25 protein-coding genes are annotated in these 25,406 nt (G+C 33.4%); 11 read left to right on the top strand and 14 right to left on the bottom strand.

Annotated elements, in window-relative coordinates:
- Positions 1–97 precede the first annotated feature (97 nt).
- Both AC1DY0_RS15100 and prmC read left to right on the top strand, forming a co-directional pair.
- On the top strand, positions 98–589 hold the full coding sequence (locus AC1DY0_RS15100; protein ID WP_477189415.1) for a GNAT family N-acetyltransferase: 492 nt from the start codon (positions 98–100) through the stop codon (positions 587–589).
- Between the two features lie 28 nt (positions 590–617).
- Positions 618–1,475 (top strand): peptide chain release factor N(5)-glutamine methyltransferase, encoded by an 858-nt coding sequence (gene prmC, locus AC1DY0_RS15095; RefSeq protein ID WP_477189414.1) that lies wholly within the window; start codon positions 618–620, stop codon positions 1,473–1,475.
- A gap of 292 nt (positions 1,476–1,767) precedes the next feature.
- Here the strand turns inward: prmC and AC1DY0_RS15090 are convergent, their stop codons facing one another.
- Positions 1,768–3,012: an ABC transporter permease gene (locus tag AC1DY0_RS15090; protein ID WP_477189465.1), complete on the bottom strand. Its 1,245-nt coding sequence runs from the start codon at positions 3,010–3,012 to the stop codon at positions 1,768–1,770.
- Positions 3,013–4,452: 1,440 nt separating this feature from the next.
- On the opposite strand from AC1DY0_RS15090, the gene hisS reads away from it, so the two are divergent.
- Entirely contained in the window at positions 4,453–5,823 is a 1,371-nt protein-coding gene (hisS, locus tag AC1DY0_RS15085) for a histidine--tRNA ligase (RefSeq protein ID WP_477189413.1), read from the top strand.
- Positions 5,824–6,088: 265 nt separating this feature from the next.
- Here the strand turns inward: hisS and AC1DY0_RS15080 are convergent, their stop codons facing one another.
- Positions 6,089–6,448 (bottom strand): hypothetical protein, encoded by a 360-nt coding sequence (locus AC1DY0_RS15080; protein ID WP_477189412.1) that lies wholly within the window; start codon positions 6,446–6,448, stop codon positions 6,089–6,091.
- Positions 6,449–7,111: 663 nt separating this feature from the next.
- Between AC1DY0_RS15080 and AC1DY0_RS15075 the strand changes: the two genes are divergently transcribed.
- Entirely contained in the window at positions 7,112–8,095 is a 984-nt protein-coding gene (locus AC1DY0_RS15075) for a DUF2971 domain-containing protein (protein WP_477189411.1), read from the top strand.
- Between the two features lie 154 nt (positions 8,096–8,249).
- Here AC1DY0_RS15075 and AC1DY0_RS15070 read toward each other — a convergent pair whose 3' ends face one another.
- Entirely contained in the window at positions 8,250–8,942 is a 693-nt protein-coding gene (locus AC1DY0_RS15070; protein ID WP_477189410.1) for a carboxylesterase family protein, read from the bottom strand.
- 402 nt (positions 8,943–9,344) lie between these two features.
- Between AC1DY0_RS15070 and AC1DY0_RS15065 the strand changes: the two genes are divergently transcribed.
- Together AC1DY0_RS15065 and AC1DY0_RS15060 are read left to right on the top strand one after the other, a co-directional pair.
- Entirely contained in the window at positions 9,345–11,108 is a 1,764-nt protein-coding gene (locus AC1DY0_RS15065; RefSeq protein WP_477189409.1) for an Ig-like domain-containing protein, read from the top strand.
- A 77-nt stretch (positions 11,109–11,185) separates the two neighbouring features.
- Positions 11,186–13,204, top strand: a complete 2,019-nt coding sequence (locus AC1DY0_RS15060) for an OmpA family protein (protein WP_477189408.1) — start codon at positions 11,186–11,188, stop codon at positions 13,202–13,204.
- Positions 13,205–13,546: 342 nt separating this feature from the next.
- On the opposite strand, the gene AC1DY0_RS15055 is transcribed toward AC1DY0_RS15060, so the two are convergent.
- The 5 genes from AC1DY0_RS15055 to AC1DY0_RS15035 form a co-directional block, all read right to left on the bottom strand.
- Complete coding sequence (locus tag AC1DY0_RS15055; protein WP_477189407.1) at positions 13,547–14,044, bottom strand: PIN domain-containing protein; 498 nt, start codon at positions 14,042–14,044, stop codon at positions 13,547–13,549.
- A complete protein-coding gene (locus AC1DY0_RS15050) occupies positions 14,041–14,298 on the bottom strand; it encodes a hypothetical protein (protein ID WP_477189406.1) in 258 nt (85 codons plus the stop codon). The genes AC1DY0_RS15055 and AC1DY0_RS15050 overlap by 4 nt, the downstream gene beginning before the upstream one ends.
- Before the next feature lie 55 nt (positions 14,299–14,353).
- Positions 14,354–15,274, bottom strand: coding sequence for a hypothetical protein (locus tag AC1DY0_RS15045; protein WP_477189405.1), 921 nt, complete (start codon positions 15,272–15,274; stop codon positions 14,354–14,356).
- A gap of 228 nt (positions 15,275–15,502) precedes the next feature.
- Positions 15,503–16,102 carry a recombinase family protein gene (locus AC1DY0_RS15040; protein ID WP_477189404.1) on the bottom strand — a complete coding sequence of 200 codons (600 nt, stop codon included), beginning with the start codon at positions 16,100–16,102 and terminating at the stop codon, positions 15,503–15,505.
- 161 nt (positions 16,103–16,263) lie between these two features.
- A complete protein-coding gene (locus AC1DY0_RS15035) occupies positions 16,264–16,533 on the bottom strand; it encodes a helix-turn-helix domain-containing protein (protein ID WP_477189403.1) in 270 nt (89 codons plus the stop codon).
- Positions 16,534–16,653: 120 nt separating this feature from the next.
- Here AC1DY0_RS15035 and AC1DY0_RS15030 point away from each other — a divergent pair, with 120 nt between their 5' ends.
- Together AC1DY0_RS15030 and AC1DY0_RS15025 are read left to right on the top strand one after the other, a co-directional pair.
- Positions 16,654–17,121, top strand: a complete 468-nt coding sequence (locus AC1DY0_RS15030; protein ID WP_477189402.1) for a hypothetical protein — start codon at positions 16,654–16,656, stop codon at positions 17,119–17,121.
- Positions 17,122–17,163: 42 nt separating this feature from the next.
- Positions 17,164–17,739: a hypothetical protein gene (locus tag AC1DY0_RS15025; RefSeq protein WP_477189401.1), complete on the top strand. Its 576-nt coding sequence runs from the start codon at positions 17,164–17,166 to the stop codon at positions 17,737–17,739.
- A gap of 52 nt (positions 17,740–17,791) precedes the next feature.
- Here AC1DY0_RS15025 and AC1DY0_RS15020 read toward each other — a convergent pair whose 3' ends face one another.
- The 4 genes from AC1DY0_RS15020 to AC1DY0_RS15005 all read right to left on the bottom strand — a co-directional run bounded on the left by AC1DY0_RS15020 (position 17,792) and on the right by AC1DY0_RS15005 (position 20,875).
- Complete coding sequence (locus AC1DY0_RS15020) at positions 17,792–17,926, bottom strand: hypothetical protein (RefSeq protein ID WP_477189400.1); 135 nt, start codon at positions 17,924–17,926, stop codon at positions 17,792–17,794.
- A gap of 396 nt (positions 17,927–18,322) precedes the next feature.
- Positions 18,323–19,024, bottom strand: coding sequence for a hypothetical protein (locus tag AC1DY0_RS15015; protein ID WP_477189399.1), 702 nt, complete (start codon positions 19,022–19,024; stop codon positions 18,323–18,325).
- Positions 19,025–19,463: 439 nt separating this feature from the next.
- The gene (locus AC1DY0_RS15010; RefSeq protein ID WP_477189398.1) at positions 19,464–19,967 is read right to left on the bottom strand and encodes a hypothetical protein; all 504 of its coding nucleotides are present in this window, start codon (positions 19,965–19,967) and stop codon (positions 19,464–19,466) included.
- 89 nt (positions 19,968–20,056) lie between these two features.
- Positions 20,057–20,875, bottom strand: a complete 819-nt coding sequence (locus AC1DY0_RS15005; RefSeq protein WP_477189397.1) for a hypothetical protein — start codon at positions 20,873–20,875, stop codon at positions 20,057–20,059.
- A gap of 169 nt (positions 20,876–21,044) precedes the next feature.
- Between AC1DY0_RS15005 and AC1DY0_RS15000 the strand changes: the two genes are divergently transcribed.
- From AC1DY0_RS15000 to AC1DY0_RS14990, 3 genes are read left to right on the top strand one after another with little or no spacing between them, the layout of a single operon-like run.
- Positions 21,045–21,473, top strand: coding sequence for a hypothetical protein (locus AC1DY0_RS15000; RefSeq protein WP_477189396.1), 429 nt, complete (start codon positions 21,045–21,047; stop codon positions 21,471–21,473).
- A complete protein-coding gene (locus tag AC1DY0_RS14995) occupies positions 21,470–22,723 on the top strand; it encodes a tyrosine-type recombinase/integrase (RefSeq protein WP_477189395.1) in 1,254 nt (417 codons plus the stop codon). Before AC1DY0_RS15000 ends, AC1DY0_RS14995 begins: the two co-directional genes overlap by 4 nt.
- 52 nt (positions 22,724–22,775) lie before the next feature.
- Positions 22,776–23,720, top strand: a complete 945-nt coding sequence (locus tag AC1DY0_RS14990; protein ID WP_477189394.1) for an AbiTii domain-containing protein — start codon at positions 22,776–22,778, stop codon at positions 23,718–23,720.
- Here the strand turns inward: AC1DY0_RS14990 and AC1DY0_RS14985 are convergent.
- Positions 23,705–24,784: a hypothetical protein gene (locus tag AC1DY0_RS14985; protein WP_477189393.1), complete on the bottom strand. Its 1,080-nt coding sequence runs from the start codon at positions 24,782–24,784 to the stop codon at positions 23,705–23,707. The genes AC1DY0_RS14990 and AC1DY0_RS14985 overlap by 16 nt on opposite strands.
- The coding region (locus tag AC1DY0_RS14980; protein ID WP_477189392.1) for an AbiTii domain-containing protein at positions 24,771–25,406 on the bottom strand (636 nt) is incomplete at its 5' end. The genes AC1DY0_RS14985 and AC1DY0_RS14980, both read right to left, overlap by 14 nt.

Genomic DNA, 25,406 nt, shown 5'->3' with positions numbered 1-25,406 from the left:
TACTAATTTTGGAATTAGGATTTAGTTTCAAAACTTAAGATGTTTTCCCATTTACAATCTCTATTTTTGTGTATTGAATTAATAATAGAACATTTTTATGGACAATTGGATTATTAGAAAAATACAAAAAGAAGACAATCAAGCTGTTGCTCAATTGATAAGAGATGTTTTTGACGAATTGAATATCCCGAAAGTAGGAACGGCTTATGAAGATCCATATCTTGATTTGATGTTTGAAGAATACAATAAGCCAAGATCTGTTTATTATGTAGTGGAAAGTGATGGCCGAATCGTTGGCGGAGCAGGAGTGGCACCACTCGCAAACGAAGCAGAGGTTTATTGTGAATTGCAAAAAATGTATTTTCTTCCAGAAACTCGTGGAAAGGGAATTGGAAGCCAAATGATGGAGCAATGTTTGCAAAGCGCCCGTGAATTTGGTTTCGAAAAGTGTTACTTGGAGACAATGCCTTTTATGCTGGATGCCCAAAAGTTGTATAAAAAAGTAGGTTTCGAAAATATCTGTTCTCCAATGGGAAGCACTGGTCATACAAGTTGTCCGGTTTGGATGCTTAAAGATTTGGCAGTCTAGTCACAAAAGGAAACTGAAAAAAATAAAGATGAAAATAAAAGAATACAGGAATCAATTTATTCAAGCGCTTACTTCGATGTATGGAGAAGGCGAAGCAGAGAGTTTTTTCTATTTGATATTGGAAGAAAAGGAACAACTGAAAAGAATTGATTTGGCTTTGCATCCCGATTTGGAAATTTCGGAGGAGGAAATTGTGGTTTGGAATTCGATTTTGGAACAATTGAAATTGGAAATTCCGATTCAGTATTTGCTGGGGAAAACGAGTTTTTATGGATTGGATTTTGAAGTCAATGCCAATGTTTTGATTCCGAGGCCGGAGACGGAAGAGTTAGTGGATTGGATTGTTTCCAATGTTCTAAAAAATGGAAGGTCTAAGAGTATAAAAATTCTCGACATTGGGACAGGGAGTGGATGTATCGCAGTTTCATTGGCAAAGAATCTCCCGAATGCAGAAGTTTTTGCAATTGATGTTTCCGAAAAAGCTTTGGCAACTGCCAAAAAGAATGCCGAACGCAATGAAGTGGAAGTGACTTTTATGGAGCAAAATATTCTTCAAACTTTAGATTTAAATCAAGAGTTTGACATTATTGTTTCGAATCCGCCTTATGTGCGTAATCTCGAGAAACAGGAAATTAAGAAAAATGTTTTGGACAATGAACCTCATTTGGCTCTTTTTGTAGAGGATAATGATGCCTTGATTTTTTATAGAAAAATAGCCGAATTAGCTCAGAAGAATTTATCAAATTCAGGACAACTGTATTTTGAAATCAATCAATATTTAGGGAAAGAAATGATTGGTTTACTTGAAGAAATGGATTTTAAAGACATAGAACTTCGTAAGGATATTTACGGTAATGATAGAATGATGTTGGGGATTCGTCAGTAGCATCTTTATTTATGCTATTAAGATTCTATTTTTATCAGCATTTCTGCAATAGCCCGCGGTTTTAACCGTGGGTAATATATCGAGAAACATTTTTTGACATTGAATTTCTCTTATTTTGTCTCCAACGGTTGAAACCGTTGGCTATGGCATAATCAAAATGGGGTCAATTGGATTATGACTAAAAACAATTTAACCAATGTTTAAATTTTTGGCTTGTGTCCACGCGATAGTTTTTTTAATGTGGTCACGCCCAAGTTATTCTTTTAAAAGTATTTGTTACTGAAAACAGAAACTATTCATAACGCAACGCCTCAATAGGATCAAGATTTGCCGATTTTATAGCAGGATACAAACCAGAAACGATTGCCACGATAAAGCTTACGATAAATGCTGCCATCATTGCTCCCCACGGAATTACAAAAACAAAGTTCATCGCTGTCGAAAGTCCAAAACCGATTAATATTCCAAAAATAATTCCGACCAAACCGCCTATTTGCCCAATCAGCAGTGTTTCTATAAAGAACTGAAAGGCAATGGTTGTTTTTTTGGCACCCAAAGCTTTTCGGACACCAATTTCACGGGTACGTTCGGTTACCGAAACAATCATAATGTTCATCAAGGCGATAGACGACCCAAGTATGGTAATAATCCCGATTAGCCACGATGCAAGTCCAAGATATTGGGTGATACTCAGGATTCGGTTAATCAAATCGTCGCTACGGACAATGGCAAAATTATTGTCTTTTATTGGGCTTAATTTACGGACTCTGCGCATCGTGCTGTTCGCGTTGTCAATAGCTTGGTCCAATAGTTCTTTTTTGCCAACCATAACACTCAGCGTATAGTTGATATTGGGAGCTGTAAACAGGGAACGGGCAACTTGTATAGGGATCAAAATCCTTAAATCCTGGCTGTTCCCAAAGGTGGAGCCTTTCTCTTTTAGCATTCCGATAACTTTAAATTTGGCCCCTCTTATGGAAAGTGTTTTGCCAATAGGGTTTACGTCTTTCAGAATTCCTTTTTTAAAATCGGAACCTACCACGCAAGTATAAGTATTGTTGGATATGTCAAAATTGGTAAAATTTCGCCCCATATCGGTTTCGAGTCCGGAGTTGGTCAAAAAATACTCATCAACACCCAAAACATTTATTTCGGGATCCGTTTTCAAGGCTTCGTATTTTACTTCGGCTGTTGATGTCGCGGTAAAAGACAGCGACGTTTCGGTCAATGGATAATTGTATTTGTTCTTGAAAGCCACCGCCTCGGGATAGGAAATAATAGGATTTATGATTTCGCGTTCCCCGCCACCGCGTCTTCGAGAGGTGTTTTCGTATTGATTAATGTTGAAAGTATTGGCTCCCATCGAAGCAAAATCGGAGGAAAGCGTGTTCTCCAGTGCCGCAACAACGGTCAGAATTCCAACTAAGGCAGTTATACCAATGGCAATAATCATTACCGTCAAAATGGTTCGCAACAATTGAGTTCGGATGGAACCAAAAGCGATTCGGATATTTTCTTTGAATAATTTTAGCATCATAGTCGTTTGACACGAAAATACAATTTTTGTTACAAATTCCATTTGAGAAATTAGCATAAATAGTTGTAAGGAGCTATTCCAGCTATCCGCTATATCTTTTATGCCGAACCCCGGCATAAAAGGATACCGCTTCTATCTGGGCTAAGGCATTCCGTTGTTAAATCTGCTTTACCTAATGGCACACGGATGACACAGATTTAACGGATTTACACAGATTGAAATTGGTTAATTTATTATTCTAACTTTTTAATTTACATCTAAAGAATCAGTGCCGATCTGTCTAATCCGTGTCATCTGTGGCCCATTATGGCGTATAATTTGTAACGATAGGGCATTCCGTCGTTGAAACCAAATTATCCAATGGCACACGTATGACACAGATATAACGGATTTACACAGATTGAAATTGGTTAATTTATTATTCTAACTTTTTAATTTACATTCAAAGAATCAGTGCCGATCTGTCTGATCCGTGTCATCTGTGGCCCATTATGACGTATAATTTGTAACGATAGGGCATTCCGGCGTTGAAACCAAATTATCCAATGGCACACGGATGACACAGATATAACGGATTTACACAGATTGAAATCAGTTAATTTATATTCTAACTTTTTAGTTGCCCCAAAGAATCAGTGTCGATTTGTCTGATCCGTGTCATCTGTGGCCCATTATGACGTATAATTTGTAACGATAGGGCATTCCGGCGTTGAAACCAAATTATCCAATGGCACACGGATGACACAGATATAACGGATTTACACAGATTGAAATCAGTTAATTTATATTCTAACTTTTTAATTTACATCTAAAGAATCAGTGCCGATCTGTCTGATCCGTGTCATCTGTGGCCCATTATGACGTATATTTTGTAACGACAGGGCATTCCGTCGTTGAAACCAAATTATCCAATGGCACACGGATGACACAGATATAACGGATTTACACAGATTGAAATCAGTTAATTTATATTCTAACTTTTTAATTTACATTCAAAGAATCAGTGTCGATCTGTCTAATCCGTGTCATCTGTGGCCCATTATGACGTATATTTTGTAACGACAGGGCATTCCGTCATTGAAACCAAATTATCCAATGGCACACGGATGACACAGATTTAACGGATTCACACAGATTGAAATCAGTTAATTTATATTCTAACTTTTTAGTTTGCCCCCAAAGAATCAGTGTCGATCTGTCTGATCCGTGTCATCTGTGGCCCATTATGACGTATATTTTGTGGCGAGATAATCGATCTAGGCTGCATTCCGTTATTAAAGAGCTTTAAATTAAATCACAAATTTTTCAAACGGAATTATTTTAAAAGTAAGATATTTGCATTTGGAAAATTTAAACGAACAGTTTGAGTTTTTTGCATAAAATATGATTTTGGATATCATAATCTAAAATCTGCAATCTAAAATCTGCAATCTAAAAAAAATGGCATCAAAACCGAGTATTCCAAAAGGAACCAGAGATTTTTCACCTGCTGAGGTGGCAAAAAGACAATACATTATCCAAATCATAAAAAGCAATTTCGAAAAATTTGGATTCCAACCTATAGAAACTCCTTCATTCGAAAACTCCGAAACCTTAATGGGGAAATACGGAGAAGAAGGCGACCGATTAATTTTTAAGATATTAAACTCGGGAGACTTTTTGGCAAAAGCCAATGAAACTCACCTGGAAGCCAAAGACAGCACACGATTAACATCAAGTATTTCAGAGAAAGCCTTGCGTTATGACTTGACTGTTCCGTTTGCTCGTTATGTAGTGCAACACCAAAACGAAATCGAATTTCCGTTCAAAAGATACCAAATCCAACCCGTTTGGCGTGCCGATCGTCCTCAGAAAGGGCGTTTCAGAGAATTTTTTCAATGTGATGCCGATGTTGTGGGATCTAAATCTCTTTGGCAAGAAGTAGAGTTGGTACAGTTGTACGATTCTGTTTTTACTGCTTTGGGTCTTGAAGGCGTTACCATAAAAATCAATAACAGAAAAATACTTTCCGGAATTGCCGAAGTAATCGGTGCATCGGATAAACTGATTGACTTTACGGTAGCCTTGGACAAATTGGACAAAATAGGCGAGGACGGCGTAAAGAAAGAAATGATCGAAAAAGGAATTGCCGAGGAAGCGATTGCCAAAGTACAGCCGTTATTCAATTTCACGGGCACAATCTCTGAGAAAATCGAAAAGCTTTCTGTTTTACTTTCTGCATCAGCCGAGGGAATGAAAGGGGTTGAAGAGTTGCGTTTCATTTGTGATAATGTCATCAATTTAGGATTGTCAACGGCTAGTTTGGATTTGGACGTAACATTGGCAAGAGGTCTGAATTATTATACAGGCGCTATTTTTGAAGTAGCTGCACCAAAAACCGTTGCTATGGGTTCCATCGGAGGTGGTGGTCGTTATGATGATTTGACCGGTATTTTTGGATTGAAAAATATGAGTGGAGTAGGAATTTCTTTTGGATTGGATCGAATTTATTTGGTGGTCGAAGAGTTAGGATTATTCCCAGAAGCGGTAACATCAACTTCAAGAGCTTTGTTTATCAACTACGGGGAGAAAGAAGCTTTCTATTCAATGAAAGCGATCAAAGAATTGCGTGCCTCAGGAATAAAAGTAGAATTGTATCCTGATAATGCCAAAGTCGCCAAACAATTCCAACACGCCGATAAACGATTTATTCCTTATGCAGTAATCGTGGGCGAAGAAGAAATGAATGACAATCAATATAGTTTAAAAGACTTAGTTTCTGGAGAACAGAAAAAAGTAAGCTTAGAAGAGCTGAAAGTGATTTTAAAATAATAAGACTGTCCGCTAAGCGGACCAAGATTGTTTTTTTGCCACAGATTAAAAAGATTTCGCGGATTTTTTAACTAAACAATAATTTTTGCTTTTAATCTGTGGAAATCTTTTTAATCTGTGGCCGAAATAACGGTTTGGTATTAAGAACCGATAGGTCTATAAAATAAAGAATATTAAATACTGAAAAAAGCGATTGTTGATAGGTAATACTATCCGCAATCGCTTTTTTGTTTAATTTTCTTTCCTCTTTCCTCTTTTGCGAACTTTATTTCAGCAGGTCTTTGTATATTTTATTCTCCAGCTTCAATGCATTTAGTTCTTCCTGCACTGCTTTCAATTCTGTTTCCAAAGCAATTTCTCTGGGAGTTACAAAAGGAATTGGCAATCGCGAAGCCAGATCGGCAAGGAGATTGCGGTTTATAGCCAACGAGATTTTCCAGAGAATACCAAATTGAAGCGATTCCTGCACCATATATCCGGTAGCCGTACTATCGGCAACGCCCAATTCTCGGGCTACTGCAGCTCTGTTTACGCCGTATTTGGCAAAATACTGTCTTAAAAACTGACCGATATGCGGATAAGAAACAGAACCCTGAGTTTGGTATTTTTTTGCCAATGCTTTCATAAATATATGTTTGTATTCATTTCAAAAATAGTAATTAAATTACAATTTGTTGGAATTTTCCTTATTTTTTACCAACACCGCCTTTCTAAAAGCTTGCTTTGGACTAACAAAAAGCACGAGATCGTAGCTTTAACATAAGAGAACGTAGGTTTAACCTAAGAGAGTGTAGGTTTATGCTAAGCCAACTTAGGTTTAACCTAAGGGAGCGTAGGTTTATCCTAAGTCAACGTAGGTTTATGCTAAGACAACGTAGGTTAGACCTAAGTCAAAGTAGGTTTAACCTAAGCCAACATACCTTTATCCTAAGTAAGCGAAGGTTTAACCTAAGTCAACGTAGCTTTATATTAAGGAGACTTATTAAGAATGAACGTATAGCTTGAGAATGGAGGTGTAGTGATGTCACATTTATAGTTAGGCTTTTTATTTTTTATGCTAATGCAGGAAATCGTAAAGAATACTAATAATAGTTTTGTAAGTTTGGTACTTACAGTAATAAACAAATTAACTTTTGCCAACCTAACATCAAGATTACTAGAAATGTTTAAATACTCTCCAATAAATTCATATGCTTTAAGGAATCTTCAGAACAATCAAATCTTCTTTAATAATCCATTAAACTTTAATGACCCTTTTGATACTTTTCATCCTGCCAAAATAAAGGAATTGAGTAATGAAAAATTCGTTGAACAATTTTGTAATTATAGTAAACGAAAGTTCAACAAAAGAGCTTTATTAGGAATATTAAACAAAAGTATATCAAAACAAGAATTCTATAATTTTTGTGATGAACATATTGATTACATTTTTGACTTTAATGGAGAAACCGAAAATCAAATTTTTAAAGACAAAAGCGATTTTCTAGAACAACTTAATAGTATCGAAGATTCAAAAGCTAGTTTCGTTGATAATATTGGAGATTTTTTTTCGGTAATTAAATTAAGACTACAGACAACAATTCAGGAAACTCTTCATAATATTCGAAAAGAATCTTTTTCAAAAATTGGTGTGAGTTGTTTTTCCAAAAACAATTTAAATTTACTAATGTGGTCGCATTACGCAGATAGTCATCAAGGTTTTTGTCTTGAATTTGATTCAATTTTTGAGCCATTTTCAAAAGCTTTTGAAGTTACTTATAAATCTGAAATACCTAATATCAATTCAGATTTACTTGTGAATGGGGAAATTGGAACAGAATCTATAAAAAAACTTCTTTCCTTCAAATCTATTGATTGGGAGCACGAAGAAGAATTAAGAATTTTTCATCAAGAATCAAATAAAAGTTACTTCTATCCTGCTCGTTCGCTAAAAGCAATTTATTTCGGAATTAGAGCAAATCAAAATGATATTGAAATAATTTGCTCTATTATTAAATCTCAAAATTCGGCAGTCAAATTTTTCAAGATGAAAAAGCTTGAACTGACTTTTGGAATTGAACCAGAAGAATTCTTTTATAGCACAGCAATAGAAGTTCAATCGAGCATATTATTAATTATTTCCCAATCATTTCCAAATGAAGAATTTACAGTCTATCAGATAAAAAAAGTTTTAAATAATATCACAGAGATTCAATTAAAAGCCCATTTAGAAGATTTAACAAACAAAAAAATTCTAGTTAAGAATAAGGACAATTATTTGTTGAATATATGAAGTACTAGTCACAACAGCCGTTTGGCAAGATTGGGTTTTTAGGCTTAATTTAAAGTTGTTTTTGGACTTTTCCTTAACCTAAAAACCTAGCCGAGTGTGAAATTTGTGCTTAAAATTGATATTTAATAAGTCAATCAAATACGGTTGCCTTTTTTTATGGAATAAATTTAACTTGGCTCAGCATCCAGTTGTAGATTTTGTCTTCTCTAAAATAGCGCTCGACACTGCCGTGATTTCCACCTTTAACAACGGTAAAGGTAAGATTGGCATCGGGATTGCAAGTCTGTATGGCTTTGACCATTTTTCTGGATTCCGAAATAGGTACAATATGATCTTTATTTCCGTGAATAACCCACAAAGGAACTGTTGCCAGGTTGCTGGCGTCTTTTGTGTTTCCGCCTCCACAAATGGCTACTACCGCAGTGATTTTGTCTGGATATTTGCCAGCAAAATCAAAAGTACCATATCCGCCTAAACTCATTCCGCACACATATACTCTCGATAAATCGGTGTTGTAATTGTTTTGCACATATTCCAAAAGCTTTAAGAGTTTGTCTGGATCCCAAGCACCGTGAGCAACCTGAGGCGCAATAACTATCGCCGGTATTTCTTTTCCTCTTTCGATCGCACGAATCACTCCGTAACGTTTTACTCGATCCAAATTGGTTCCAGAGAGGCTTTTCCCGTGAAGAAATAAAATGATAGGTGCTTTTTTGTCCAACACCTCCTGATTAGGCAAATTGATCCAGAAAGGGTATTCGGTTTGGTCTGTAATTGCTTTTAGTTGCGCTTGTGCAGTAGGAATGCCACAAAGCATAAGTAGGTAAAGTAAAATATAAAATCGCATTAGTTTGGGGGTAATGATTTGAAATGGGGTCGCAAAATACCTTTTATAATTTAAGGAGGCAACTTTTTGTGGATAAAAACATAATATCTCCCTTTAGCCCCGATAGTAGTGGAAATCCTTGTGAGCCGGGGTTCGGCTCACAAGATTGCAACGTATAGCGGGACCAATGCTTCTTAAAATGCCAAATGTTTCTGCTCCAAAAACTTATAATCGAATGTAACTGGCGTGAACTTCGGATAGTCATCTTGCCTTTAAATCGTTGACGATAAATCATTTATTTGGTTTTAAAAAAACAAAATACTGTGAATAATACAAGTTTTGGTACCAATTGTATAATATTTCTGAAGCATTGCACAACCACCTTTGCCTCATAAAATATTATAACTCTTAAAACAAAATAAAATGAAAATTAAAATTTTACTATTCACATTTGCAATACTATGTATTGCCTTAATTACCGGATGCGAAAATGACGATTTTGAAGAAGTCGTTGGTGTATGTCCTATTGTCGCGTCGACTACTCCTTTGAGCAACGCATTAAATGTTCCATTGGAGCAAGTCATTACCGCAACATTCAATGAGGAAATGGATCCAAGCTCAATTACTTCGACCTCATTTACGGTAGTTGGAGCTGCACCCATAGCGGGGACGGTTACTTATGCAGACAACACGGCCTCATTCACACCAGCAGTTCCGTTGGCAGAAAACACCACTTATACAGCTAGAATTACCACAAAAGCAAAAGACGTAAAGGGTAATTTTTTGCAGGCAGAATATGTGTGGGTATTTTCAACAGGTACAGTTTTAAGACCTGTAGTGATTACAACAGATCCAATTAATAATGCCATTGCTGTGAAGTTTGATAAAACAATATCGGCGACATTCAATATGGTTATGAATCCATCAACATTCAGCAGCACAACTTTTAAAGTTAATCAAGGCGTTAATGTTGTGGCAGGAACAATTTCCTATACAGGTTCAACGGTGTCTTTTGTTCCAACAAATCCTTTATTGGCTAATAAGATCTATACGGTAACTATAACGACTGGTGTTAAAAACGCATTGGGTACCGCAATGGTTGCAGATTATATCTGGAGTTTTACAACAGATGTTGTGCCAACAGTAATTGCAACAGACCCTCTTAATAATGCCATTAATGTTGCCTTAAACCAAACTGTAACCGCAAATTTCAGTACGATAATGGATGCTGCTACAATCAATGGGACTACGTTTACTTTGAAACAGGGAGCAACAACAATTCCAGGTACGGTTTCTTATTCAGGTACTACAGCATCGTTTAATCCAACCAATTCACTTGTGTTAGGAAAAGTTTATACCGCTACAATTACAACTGGTGCAAAAAATGCTGCAGGAACGGCATTGGCCAGTGATTATGTTTGGAATTTTACGACGATATCGACTCCTCCTGCCGCTATAGTAATAGATCTAGGTACAGTCTCTGTATTTGGTGCTTTTGGTGGAAACGCTGGAATAACAAATCAAGGATTGAATACAGTAATCAATAATGGAAGTATAGGAACAACTGCCGCTTCGACTCTAATTACAGGATTTCACGATAGTGTTGCAATTTATACAGAGACTCCTCTAAATGTAGGAAACGTGAAAGGAAGTATTTTTTCTGCGCCTCCAGCGCCAGGAAATGCTACTTCATTTGCAACAGCACAAAAAGCATTGCTTGATGCAAATGCAGCCTATTTAAGTATTTCGCCAGCTTCAAAACCGGGAGGTTCTGATCCAAATGCAGGTGAATTAGGAGGATTGACATTAGCTCCAGGGGTTTATAAATCAGCCAGTGGTACTTTCAAAATCAGTAATGGCGACCTTACGCTTGACGCAAAAGGTGACCCAAATGCAACTTGGATTTTTCAAACTGCTTCAGGGCTTACTGTTGGAATTGCAGGTCCTACAGGAGCTAAAAGTATAATAATGAAAAACGGCGGATTGGCTAAAAACGTTTTTTGGTACGTGGGTAGTTCGGCGACTATTAACAGTGCCGGTGGAGGAACGATGGTTGGAACTATTATTGCTAACTCGGGTGTTACTTTTTCTACTGCCGGAAATGCAAACCAAACGGTACTCAATGGTAGAGCAATATCTTTAGTATCATCTGTTACTATGGTAAATACAACAGTTAATGTACCATAATGACATTTCTAAACAGTATATCCCGTTTTCGGACGGGATTCTTCTCAATAAAAAAATAACATCTAAATAGACATAAAATGAAAACTAAAATTAGTTTTAAAACAGAATTATATACAACTTGGATTTCAGAGAACATTCTCCTAAACAGCCTTTTCTTATTGACGTTGTTGTGCCTAAGTGCTCAAACAAAGCTTCAGGCACAAGAGGTTAATTACACAAAACCTTCTTGGTACTTTGGTGTTGCAGCTGGAACCAATTTTAGTTTTTATCGTGGTTCGACACATCAGCTTAATTCGAGTTTAACTCCTCCGGTAACTTTTCATAATGGAGAAGGAGCAGGGCTTTATTTGGCACCGCTTATTGAATTTTATAAACCGAATACAATATTGGGGTTTATGTTTCAGGCAGGTTATGACAGTAGAAAAGGATCGTTTGATCAGAAAACCACTCCTTGTAATTGCCCAGCAGATTTATCTACAGAATTAAGTTATATCACTGTAGAACCAAGCATTCGTATTGCGCCTTTTAAATCTAATTTTTATATATACGGAGGGCCACGTTTGGCTTTCAATGTGGATAAATCATTTAAATATCAGTTAGGAATTAATCCTGCTTATCCCAATCAAGAAGCATCGGCTGAAGTAAAAGGTGATTTTGACAATATTGACGAAACGCTTATTTCGATGCAAGTTGGAGCAGGGTTTGACATTCCGTTATCCTCACAAAAACATAAAACACAATTTCTGTTGTCTCCGTTTGTGAATTTTCAACCTTATTTTGGACAACATCCACGTTCTACGGAAACTTGGAGTTTAAGTACTCTTAGAGTAGGTATGGCACTTAAATTTGGACAAGGAAGTAAAGCGGAAACTCCGGAAGTGGTAGTGTCTGAAGTGCAGTTTTCTGTAAATGCTCCTAAGAATACTCAGGGGGAACGTAACGTAAGAGAGGTATTTCCACTCCGAAATTATGTTTTTTATGATCTTGGATCAAATCAAATACCAAGTCGTTACAAATTATTGCGAAAAGAAGATGTGAAAGATTTTAATGAAGATCAAATTGCAACTACAGCAACGGTAAACCCAGCAGGTCGTTCCGCACGACAAATGACTGTTTATTATAACGTGATTAATATTCTTGGGAATCGAATGGTAAAAAATCCTTCAACGTCTATTACACTTGTTGGTTCTTCAGAAAAAGGATCAGAAGATGGTGTTGTGATGGCCGAATCTATCAAAACATACTTAGTTAATGTGTTCGAAATAAAATCATCAAGAATAACTACTAAAGGTCAGCTAAAACCAAACATTCCATCTGAACAACCTGAAGGGACAAAAGAATTAGTATTACTTCGTGAGGGAGACCGTAGGGTTTCTATAGAAAGTAATTCTCCTGAATTGTTGATGGAATTTCAAAGCGGAGAAGATGCACCATTAAAGCCATTAGAGTTTGTAGCTGTTCAAGAAGCACCTTCAAGCAGTTATATTGTTTTTGATGCAACAGGAGCAAACGTAGCATACTCATCTTGGTCATTGCAAATTACGGACCCAGACGGCAAGCTAAAATCGTTTGGCCCTTATACTCAAGAAAAAGTAAGTATTCCTAGTAAAGATATTATGGGAACTCGTCCTGAAGGAGATTATAAAGTGAAACTGATAGGACAAACTAAAAGTGGTCAAGTTGTGGTAAAAGAAACGACAACACATATGTACCTTTGGACGCCTTCTAAAACTGAAGAAGCACTTAGATATAGCATAATTTTTGAGTTTAATAAATCAAAAGCAATTGCTATGTATGAAAAATATTTGGCAGAGGTGGTTACGCCAAAAATACCCAAAAATGGAGTGGTTGTTATTCACGGCCATACCGATATTATAGGTGAAGAATCGTATAATTTAAATTTGTCTTTGGATAGAGCCAATGAAGTGAAAAGCATTATTGAAAAAACATTATCACAATCTGGACGAAAAGATGTTACATTCGAAGTGCACGGTTATGGTGAAAATGAGAGTGCATCTCCATTTGAAAATAAATTTCCGGAAGAACGTTTTTATAATCGTACCGTAATAATTGACATTATTCCTGCTGCAAAATAAAAAGTGTAATTCGGTTGTGATCTCTTTTAGAGTATGAAAAGACAGGAATTAAAAAGCCTGTCTTTTTGTTTAGAAGCAATAAAAAACCCTTAAACAATTGATGTTTAAGGGTTTGTTTTTTGTAGCGAAGACGGGAGTTGAACCCGTGACCTCAGGGTTATGAATCATAGATTTATAGCTAGTTTGTAGCTAAAACATTGATTTCATTGACTCCTAAATAGGCTAAAAACCTTAATAACCCTTTTTAAATTGTTTTCGTCACTCCTTATCGTCACTCCTTGTGAGGGTTAATATGGAGTGGGTGATGGCTGAGTATTTTAAGTTGAACGTAATTGCAATTAACTATTTCAAAAGATACAAGCTTCTTACATGATTAAAATTAATTACTTTATAATTGTTCCCCACCAGATATCCATAAAGGTCTAAATCAATAGTTATTGCAATAGCTCCAACATTACAAAGATTAACTATCGAACTGTCAGAAAGACCAAATTTAATATAAGCATGATTATTAGTTAGTATTTGAGATTTTTCATATACTTCGGGAATAGTGCTACAAATATTTTTAAGTAAACCCAACCCAAAATTCTCTTTGGCATATGTGTAAGATTCTAGTAGGTTGCTAGCCTCTGTGATTACATTAGGCGTTAGCATTACTTGACTTCCTTTTATTATTTTAATAAGTGAATCATAGTCTTCTTCTGAAAACATCTGAGTTCGCTTAAAAAGACTTATATGTTTTTTATCCAAGCTTCCTATTACAAGAAGTAAAAATACATTACAATCTAAAGTTACAATTTTACTTTTTAACTCAGAAATTAAACTTTCTAATTGTTTCATTTCATATCTCTAATCTTCATTGACCTAACATCACCTGCCTTTGCATCAATCTTGAAAATTTTGTATTTTCTTGATTTTGAAAGTAACCAACCACCACTATTATCTGGAGCGTCAGTACTTTCATAACTTAAAGTGATATTCCAATATTTACTGTCATCAGTTATTTCTATTTCTTCTAATTGAATTTTATCGGCATCAGGAAAAAAGCTTTTTAGGTAATTTGCGGCAATATCTGCAAGTTCTTTAATAGTCATAATTTATTTTTTTCCAAAATTAGTTAAATAAAATCAATTTTTATGTCAGCAGTTTTTAGTTATCCAAAAAATTCAATGATGGAAATCTTCTTTCATTGTTTAACTTTTTTGGAACTTTAAATTTAGGTTTCTCATCTGGCGTTAGCTGTGATATTGAAGTTATAAAACCTATAATCATTAATACAGAAAATAAAATTCCAATAATTGTTAAAATTAAAATATACACATTGTAAATTGAAAATGTTTTGGAATTGAAGAACTCATTGAATTCGAGTAAATAAAGTCCTTTGGTACTAAATTTTAATGATATTATTGTCCCGAAAATAGCTGTAGTAATTAAAAGAGACACTATGCCTAGCAAAAGTGGTTCCCATTCATAACTATTATTCTTTTCTTCTTCATAGTATGAAAATGGTAATGATTCGATTGTTAATTTTGGAGGCAGGTCATCAGCAGTAATAAGGAATTCGAATTTTTGTTTTTTATTTTCATTTTCTATCTCTTTAACTTGGGTCAAGCTATCTTGAATTAGAATTTTAAATACAAAATAATCACCTCCATTTAGTAAGGGCACATAAAATTCAATTAAGTTACAGTCATCGTTCTCAATTGTTTTAAAAGTAATATTTCTTCCTTCTGGTTCAATGTGTATAATATTTATGCCAAGTATTTTATTTTCTTTTGGTAATATCAGTTTTAAAGGTTCTATTATATCACGAATCGGAATATCTCCGCTGTTTGCAACTACAAATTGAGCTTGGGTAATATTTTCTATTTCTAAATCTTTATAACTAACTTTTAAGTTGTCTTTGAGTTCTGGGTCAAGTTCTGAAAATAACTTACTAGCAAATTGAACAAATGGAATAAGAGTTTTTTTCTTAACTGATTTTTGAAAGAAATGTAATGAAACAAAATAACTTGCCAATGCACCTATAATAATACCTCCAATTGTTAACCCTAACGTTATACTATCCATAAAATATTTCTATTTATTATTATTTTTTGCATAAAATATCAGCAGAAGAATTGTAGTGCAATTTTAAGTGTTATTACAACATCATAAGCTCTGTCTTCATCTAACATTTGGCAATCAATCGTTTGTATTTGTGATTAAGTCACTTATAACTGCACAAATTTATTTGCACTTCTTTATGACCAAATATACATTATATCTATGCGAAATATACAATTTTTCTGCGTTTTGCTATTTTATTTCATTTAATATTTTTCTAATCTTCACGATAGTGTTATTTGATAAATTGGTAATCAATGCAAGTTTTCTAATTGAATAGTTTTTGTCTTTAATTAGTAATAAATGCGATTGATTATATTTTGACAAAAATTGTTGAGGTGTTTCATTTGTATTCATTTGACGTCCTTTGTAAGTTCCTTTGGCTTTCGCTATTAAAATTCCTTCTCTTTGTCTTTCTAATAAACTACTTCTTTCCATTTCGGCTACATTGCTTAAAACATCAGTAATCATTTTGAATATAGAATTTGGTTTGTTTTCAATCATTGAGTACAAGCCAATGTTTTCTACATGTACATTTATGTTGAGATTGCTTAGCATGTTTAACGTTGTTTGAATATCAAAAGCATTTCTTCCTAGTCTATCTATGGAATGCACCGTTAAGTTGTCAATCTTTTTGTTTGCTATGTCGTTTAATAATTTGATTGCGCTTGGGCGTTCATTGAATGGAATTGAACCGCTACATTTATCAATGTACATTTTTACGCTGTTGTCTTCCTGTCTATCGGTTTTTTGTTCAGTTGTACTAATGCGGATATATTTTGCGGTTTTCATCTTTGCGTTGTTTTTGTTTCAACAAAGATAAATAAAATTATTTAATTGTATTAATATTAGAGTATTTATTTTTGATACATTATTAAATCAATAAATGTGTTTAGATTTTGATTAGAATTGTATTAACCCATGGGTATAATCTAAAAAAGTTACAGTTAGTTTTAATATTCATTAAAACCTTGAAAGAATTCTTCTAGTGTAACATTCATTAATTTTAAAATTCGGATAAGTGTGTTAAGTTGGATATTTGCTCCAGCTTCATATTTTCCATATTGAGGTCTGCTTATGTTTTTTTCATAGGCAAAGGTATCAGAGTTTGTGTATCCAGCTTTCTTTCTAAAATATTTTAATCTTTCTCCTATTTTTTTTAGATAGATTGATTCTGTGTTTTCTGATTCATTCTTAACGGGTGCAGTATTTTTTGAATCCATTTTTTTACTCTTTATATAGAGCAAATCAATAAAAAGCCTTTCAATTGTGTAACTCCATATACGGATACTCTGTATATGGAGAATTTTTTTTATGTTTGCGTAAATTTTAAAACAGATAACATGAAAAAAAAATTATTCTTTCTTCTTTTCCTAGCTATTGGACTAACAAGCTGTAACAAAGCTATTGAATCACCAGAACAAGTTAAGGGTTTCATTCAAGGAAAATGGCATGATGAAACTGTTCGCACGGGCGGTCTCATAACCTATTACAGATTTGAAATAACAGATACAGAAATAAGATGCTGGAAATCAGGTATTATCCTATCTAATAATGGACGAGCATCAGATAATGAAAAGAATGATTGGGAGGAACAGACTCCTGTTCCTTTATCAATTGGAAGTGTCCAAATGCAAGCGGGAAGCTCAAGTAAATATGATAAAACAATCAGAACACTGGGAAATTGCAGTTACGGAACATATACTTTTGAATATAGCGAAGGTTTAGGAAATATGCTAGTTTTTAAGGATATTAATGCTGATGAAGATGATTACCATTCAGGTACATTGGACAGGGGTTGGGAATATTGATAAAACATTTTAACTCTTAATATTAAATTTAAACAAACTCTTATGAAAAAAGTTTTATCGCTATTCTTAGCCAGCTTTCTATTTATCAATTGCTCAAATTCTGATGACTCTAATGATGATACCAACAACTCCGAAAAAACATCAGCAATAAATTTCAAATTAAACCAAATCGAGTACGAACAAAACTACTTGATGTCTGATGTAAATTGGATAAAAAACGATAATACAACAACTAGTGCTAATGAGTTTGAAATAACTGCATCTCCAAAAGTAAAAGGAAAGACTTCTGATATCTTAGAAATATTTAGTTTGACAATCAGGACAACTGATARTGTCTTAGTTGCAAATAAAACATACAATTTATACACAAAAAATACCTATTACTTTTTACCTCTAAATGACTCCTCACTTTGTTATAAAGAAGTAAGTCTTTGGGATATAGACGAAACATCTGGAACAATAAAAATCACTAGTTTTGATGGAAAAACCTTAAAAGGGGAATTCAATATTAGTAACTTAACCAATGATAATGGTTTTCCATTAGGTTACTGTGATGGTACTAAAATAGTAGAAAAAAGATTCAATATCACAACAGGTACATTTACGGCTATTCCGTAATAATATTATATTCTTGTTAACTAAAAGCCACTTCATTATACGGAGTGGCTTTTTACTTTTCTTTTTCATTGTAAATTACATCAATTGTTGCTCCGTTTGTTGACAATGATTTGCAACAAGGCGGTATTCCTATTTTGTCTATCAACATTCTCATCTGTGATGGTTTAAGTAAGATTCTTTTTTTCATGGCTCATTTAATTATAAATATCTGTTCCTGATTTTTTTTAGAAAAATATTTGAAACTGTTTTTAACCTATCGATGATAATATCGATTTTTGATATAAAAAGCTAGGTTTGACTAGTTGGTCTTATGAATGGATAACGGATAACGTTTTGCATTTTAAGAACCAAAAGGAACGGTTAATCGTATAAGAAGGTTTTATTTGGTAAAAAATTTATAAAAATAATTTTTCGAAAAACCGACTTAAAAAAACACTTCGACGAAATTTGCCTATCCATTGCCTAAATACGTCATCTTAATACAAAAGGAAATCTAATGGGGAGGTAACTTGGACATGTTAAGTGAGACGAGGGAAGGGTGTCCTCTTAGGAGGGAGGGCATCCTTCGCTTGATTGGAATTTTTTAAACTTGGCTCATTTTGTTGATTTTTGAAAGGACTTCATCTGTAATTATAATCCCTTTATAATCATTTTGTTTTTTTTCGCTATGAAGTCTTTTAGTGATAACGATGAATTTTTGAAAATCCATTGAAGTGGAATTTGCTTTTTCAATAAAATCTAGTACATCATCTGGTTCTTCATATCCAAGTTGACCTAAAATATCATAAACTGAAATTGTGTCACCCAATTGATGTTTAGTTAGTGTATTATCACTTGATTTACTTGTGTTGATTTTTACATTGTAATCGCTAACTTCTTCATTTGAATCCTCGTATTGAGTATCGGTCATTGATGGAATAGTTTGACTTGCTTCTTGTTTAGTTGAATCGATGTTTTGAATCGAAGTTTCATGAGCTAAAAAAGCATCAAGTTTGTCAATGTTAACCGTAATTTCATGTCCTGAAGTACTATTTTTTTCATTGTAATCTTTGCTCACGGATTTGAAGAATTCAAATTTGTTTAAAGATGATAAGACTGACCTGATACCACCATATTCCTTGCCAAATTTAGTAGCTAAGGTTCTATTGGTTTCAAAACAAATTTTACCAGTTCTCTGCCATCCAATTATGTAGGATACAAATAATTTTTGAGTTGAATTTAGTTTTTTAGTTGCAAGTAAATTATAATCTACTTGTAGAAATGTTTGGTCTTGATTTTCTTTCATATTTATTTTTTTAAGTTATTTATTTGTTGTTTTTTTTCAGCAGGCTGGTGCTGTTTTAACAGTAGGGTATATTGTTTTTTAAACATCCTCCTGTTGCTAAATAAGCAGGTATATGTTGATGTAGAAGCAGGAGGATGCCGAATTAAGCTCTTTCTATTATATCATTATTAAACTAAATAAGAATAGAAATAAGAAAAAGAACTATATCAATTATTATATTACTGAATAACAGAAAAGTTTCATTTGTTTTTTCTGATAATCAATTATTAAAAAGAATAATAATATTCATTTTTTATTTTCAATATTTCAAGGAACTTGCTTCAACGAGAAGATTTCATTTTTTTCAATATTTCAAAGAACTAACTTCAACGAGAGAAGGTTTTTCTTTTTTTCCAGAAGTAAGCTTTGAAAAGAAAGCATATCAACTTGAAAAAAGATTTCACTCCAATTTACCTCCCCCAATTCCGCTCGCCCCCTCCAAAACATGTTGGTTGTAAACTGTAATGCTTGTGTTGTATTTCTTGTTAAAGTAATCACACCATTCTTGACTTATACTTACGGCTAATTTTATGTATTGCTCTTCGGGATAACCTATTGACAATGCGTACTCACGAGCATTAGCTTCTGCTAAATCAAAAGGATGCCATTTTACGTCTTCAACATGTGAAATGTATTTGCTTTCAATAAATTCCTGTTTTATAATAAACTGATGCTGTGACCCAAATTCTCCAACATTGTCATTTAAAATTTCACCAGTGATATTTGATGAAGAAATTTTAAAGATTGAATATTCAGAGATGCCTAATTGACCAGAAGCAATCCTTTTTAACTGATTAAATTCGTTACAAACAAATATCTCAGAGAATATTGAAATTAGTCCATTTGATAAGATGGAATCTTTGTTTTCGATTGGTGAAATGTGATAGAATACGTTGTTTTTCATTTTTTTTTAAATTTTGGGTTAAGGCAGTTTTCTTCCTGTCCATTTTTGATGGATAGTTTGTCAAGTTGAAAAAGTATGGATTGAGTTATTTAGAGATTATCCCAAGTGCTTTTGTCTCTAATATCATAATCTTTTGATTTGTCTCGATTTCTTATGAATTCAGATGTTATAGTGACTATCTGTTGATTAAGTAAATAATGCTTAAATTTTTCTTTATTTAAAAATATTTCCTCAAATTCAGATTCCGCTTTTGGGCTTGGGTTGAACAAATCATAGCTAATCACTATTTCGTCGTTTGGTTCAATTTCCAATAGATTTATTGTATCATTTACGGTTCGATGCCCCATATGTTTAGATACTATAATGAAAGCTTTCTTTGTGCAATTGTATTTCGTCACAAAATCTCTCGCCCAAGCAATTTCCATTGTATTTGATTTTAGTGGTCTTAGTTGGAGTTTTAAAAATGTATTCTTTAAAATGTATTCTTCAAATTCATTATACAATTTATTTAGTTCTCTGTTCAAGCTGGTTGTTGAAAGTACTTTTTTGGTTTTGGTGTTGATATAGATATTTGAATCTGTTTCTAAGTTGTATTCTTCGTGATTGTTTGTAAAAAATTTTTCAGTACTGTATCGTGTAAACCAACTTAAATGTAGTATTTGCTTTGAGTTTTTTTTGGAATCTTCTATAATTAGTTCACTATAGCAACAATCGATATTTCCATCATTAAAAAGTTCAAAATTAATGAAGTCATTCCACTTTAATTTTAGTAAGGTTCCTATTTTGAGACCTAAACATGAGCCGTGGATACAAAGAAATCCGTATCCATAATCTCCTTTGTTTATTAGCCAAGTTCCGAATAAGACTAGATTTTCTGTTGACCAAATTATTTCGTTATCATTTTTCATAAGTCGCTGTATTTTCACAATTACAGTGCAAAGATAGCTAAATATTTCAAATACACAAATATATTTTCACTTTTTTTATGAAAATACAGATTTTTTATTTTTAGATTATTTGTAACCAACTGATATATAGTTTATTAATAATTACAATTTCTGTATTTTCATAAAAAAAATGAAAATAGCTTTTTTACATCATAAAAGTTTGCTACATTTGCAGTGTAATTATGAAAATACAGAAAATATGTTTATATGTCTTTCAATTTTAACTATAGCTGAGGTAGGAGATAAAATCAACTTAAAAGATGAAGATGCAATCAAAAAGTGGTTAATATCAAAAGATATTAGTATTCATAAAACTGGCAAATTTCGATTTGTATATGAAATTGATGTTGACTGTGCGATTGATAAAATAAGAGTCTTAGAGTTGAGGAAACAGTATCCAGACGATTGGATTGGATTGTACAAAAGAATTTCAAAAGATAGTGCTGTTTATGAAATGGTTGTTCATAATCTTCAAGGAGAAATAAGTACAAAGCCAACAACTAAAGTAAAACCAAATAACAAAACCGAGAATGAACTTTATAAAAAATATGCAAAATGAATAAATTAAAGCTTCCTAAGAATCCTCATAAAGGGATGAAGGTTTATTGTCATAAATGTAAACGAGATAATCCGACTTGTAATCATTATGATATACACAGGTATAAGGTCAAGATACATGTTGTTGGTGGAGATGGAAAAAAACGAACTAAGGTTCTGAATTCTAAAAATTATAATGATGCAGTTAAAGAAGCTATTGATTTCGAAAACGAATTAAAGGCTACTAATTATGAAAAGGTTGCTATCCAAGAAATAGGAAACGATTATTCGATTTTGGATGCAGTTGTTCAGTATCAACGTTATTTGTCAGGACAGCATAAGTATGTTCATAAAATTAAGAAAGTATCTATTGAGTATCAGAAGGAGTGTATGCGATATTGTAAATTCTTTTTGGACAGTCTAAATGAGGTTAGGAATTTAATGACTACAAGAATAGTTGAGGTGAATCAACATGATGTTGCTCGTTTTTATTTATGGGCAGAGAATCATTACGGTGCTAAATCATTCAACAAGTGTATGGGAGCTCTAAAAGCTTTTTTTGCTTTTTTAATTGATGTTGAAGAGATAGTAATGAAGAATCAATTTGCAGTTTATGAGTCAAAATCTGTGGTGATGAAAGATGTAACTACATTGACAAAAGAAGAATTTCAGATTATTATTGATTCAATTGGTGTTGCTAATTCGTTTCAGATTCTTGGAGGTAAAGGAGAAAGGAAAAACATGTACAAGCCGTATTTGGTTCAGGGTTTTAAATTGTTTTTACTGACTGGTGGGAGGAGAGAAGATGTTGTTGAGTTGAGGTGGTGCGATATACTTATTACGATTGAAGGTGTAAGATTTTTCAAAATCGCTAATAAGAAGGTTAACAGAATTAAAAAATCAGAACAGTATAATAAGTTTATTCCAATTAATGATGACTTGTTTGACTTGTTGTTAGAGATGGGATATGAGACAAAGAATTGTACTGACGATTATATTTTGTTTCCAGAACGAAATGTAAAAGCAAAAACAATAATGGATGCTTTATCGAAGTCGTTTTCTCATTATGTCAAAGAATCTGGGATACAAAAAGATGTTAGTTTGAAAAATTTAAGAAAGACATACATAACTTGGATGCATCGAGCAATGGGTAAAAATACGGGGTTATTAACTTCTCATAGTGGTGAAAAGGTTTTAAGAGACCATTATATTGATAGTACTGTGTTAACTGCTTTAGAAGAAGCTACATTGGGAATAAGGGTATTTGGTTAGTGTGAATCATCCTAATGAAAATGTTAAGTCCTTTTGCATTATATTTGTTTTTATGAAAGCACAAAACATTTCCGAGATTATTAATCTTTTATCCGACGATGACCAGTCTTTAGTAAAACCATTCTTAAAGGCTCAAATATTTGCAAAGCGTATTGGAAATGATGGACTTTATAAATGGGTAGTTCAAGAGTTGAATGGATATGAAATTGAATCTGAACTTCCATCTTATCGCAAGGCTAAGTGTAACCATTTTGCAGTTTTGAAACAGGGTGGTCAACTTACCGCAGAACAGTCTTTGCCTTTGGCTTCATTTTCGGAAGAAGTTAAGTCAATGATGTTAAAGTTTAGTGTTTTTAATAGTATACAATCTCTGGAAGGAATAGCAACGGCTGACCCCAAAGGAGCCTTATATAAGCCATATGGTGTTGATTTTTGTCAAATGCTATCTAATGACCTTAAAGAAAGAGGGTTGAGATTTGGTGTGTATTCATTGCGCACCCATGTTCAAGTATTTGAATTAGTTGAAGTTTTGACGAATATTCGCTCGAAATTGTTAGAGCTTATGCTAGAATTGGAGGAAGATTTTCCTAATATCGATACAGAATTAGAAACTCGTGAAGTAGATAAACAAGCAGTTAATCAAACAATAAATTATTATATGAATAAAATTAAAATAACAACAACGGGAGATGGTAATACAATTAATACTGGCGATAATTCAACGGTCATTAATAATGCGGTTGTCATTAAAGGTAATAAGGAATCACTTAAAAAATTCCTAAATGAAAATGGTGTGTCAGATGAAGACGTAGCACTTCTAACGGAAATAATTGATGAAGAGGCGTCTGTAACAACACCAACAAAATTTGGTTCTAAAGTAGGAGGATGGATTCAGATGATGATAGGAAAAGTCGTTTCTGGTTCTTGGGAAATTGGAATTGGAGCCGCTGGCTCTTTGCTTGCTGAAGGTATTCTTAAATACTATGGTTTTGCCTGAGGTTGAATCGTAACATTATTGCCAAGATTAGTAATATTGCCACTACCTTCAGTTTTTATTGAAATGTTATTTACAACTGTTGAGGTGGGATTAAGGACGGAATTTAATTCTTGAAAATATTCTTTTTCATTTTTTAGCCAAATATTAAGGATTTTAATGTATTTCATTTCCTTTTTGCTATATGCTTCAAGTAGTGAAACTTGTTTTATTCTATGAGCTTCATTGATTATTTCAAGCTGATGTTTTTGTGTATCAATTATTTTTGTTGAGTCAATTTTTGATAGAAAAGTTTTTGTTGTGTTTATTAAAATTTCAACAAATTCTCCATTAGTGCGGGTTTTATACTTTGTAAGCTGTGTGAATTTATTGTAATGAGGAGAATGCACTAAAAGTCCTAATGGAAATATTTTTTCTAATTTTTCTTTCTCTTTAATTACGCTCGGCAGAGCCTTAACCCATTTTTGATAAGTTCCGTGTAAGATGTTAATATCTGTTTTGGCTTTTTTCTCTGCGCTTTTTTCGTCTTTAAAACTTTCGTTTATGAATTCAATTAGAAGTTTTCTTTTCCAGAGCGGGAAATTGTCTTTAAAGTTATTATTTTTTAAGTAATTTAACATATGAGAGATAATATCGCTTAATCCAAAAGTTGGTGTTCCAAAGCTGTCAAAAATATAATCAAAATAGTCGGTAATCTCTCTAAGCCAATCTTCTTTCTCGATATTTTGGTCTAGAAAGCATTCTACATATATCCATTGTGTGACAATTTTTTCAGGGACGTGGTCATAAAGTTCTTTTTTGAACCAACCTTTTTTGCTGATGTTTTTATGAAAGTTACAGCAATTAGGAAACTTCTTGAAGTTTTCAAGAGCATTTTTTTTTATTGATTTATGGAATTCACAGCAATTTGGGTAATCAGTAGGCATAACAACAGTACAATGAGGTAAGGCATTAAAGCCTAAATCCCAAATATGCTCACCATCAATGGTAGTGAAATTTTTGGTAACTAAATCGTTTATAAATTTATCACTATCATGAATGTCAATGTTGAAATTACGATTTCCCATTTGCTGTTAAATTAGTGTTGTTGCCAGTATTTATAATGTTATTGCTTCCATCTGTAGTGATATGATTCAGAATTTTATAAATTGTTTGGTTTACTTCGTTATTTCTTGCCATTAATTTCGCCATGTCTATTTTGTATCCAAATTCCTTTTCTATCTCTAACATGATATTTAAAGCATTGTTTCTTATCATAGAAATCGCATGTTCAATTGCTCCTGTGCCAATTTGACGAGTTGCAGAATAAATTTGGGCGAGCGGATTGCCATGATTTTGCAAATTTTGAGTAAGATAGTTGAGAATGTCTGGCGAAACAGCTATTCCCACGGTACTTGACTTTCCAGATAATAAATGTTCCAATTCTGAAATTCCTTGGTAAAATTCAAACTTTTCAAAAGTATCACGAATCTCTGATGGAAACCCGTCCAAAGTAATAAGATGGTTTGTCAAATTCCATCTTCCATTCATGATGTTACCATAAATGTTACATTTAGAAATTCGATATTCAGGTAAAATATCATCTCCGTTATATCCCTCAATTTCCTTAGTTACCCAATCGATTAATCTTTGGTTTTTTAATCGTACAGCAAAAACTTTAACTTTTAATAGGATTGACGTAAGTGAGGT

The sequence above is a fragment of the Flavobacterium sp. P1_E4 genome (assembly GCF_056405915.1).
This window is presented reverse-complemented; position numbering and strand designations above follow the sequence as displayed.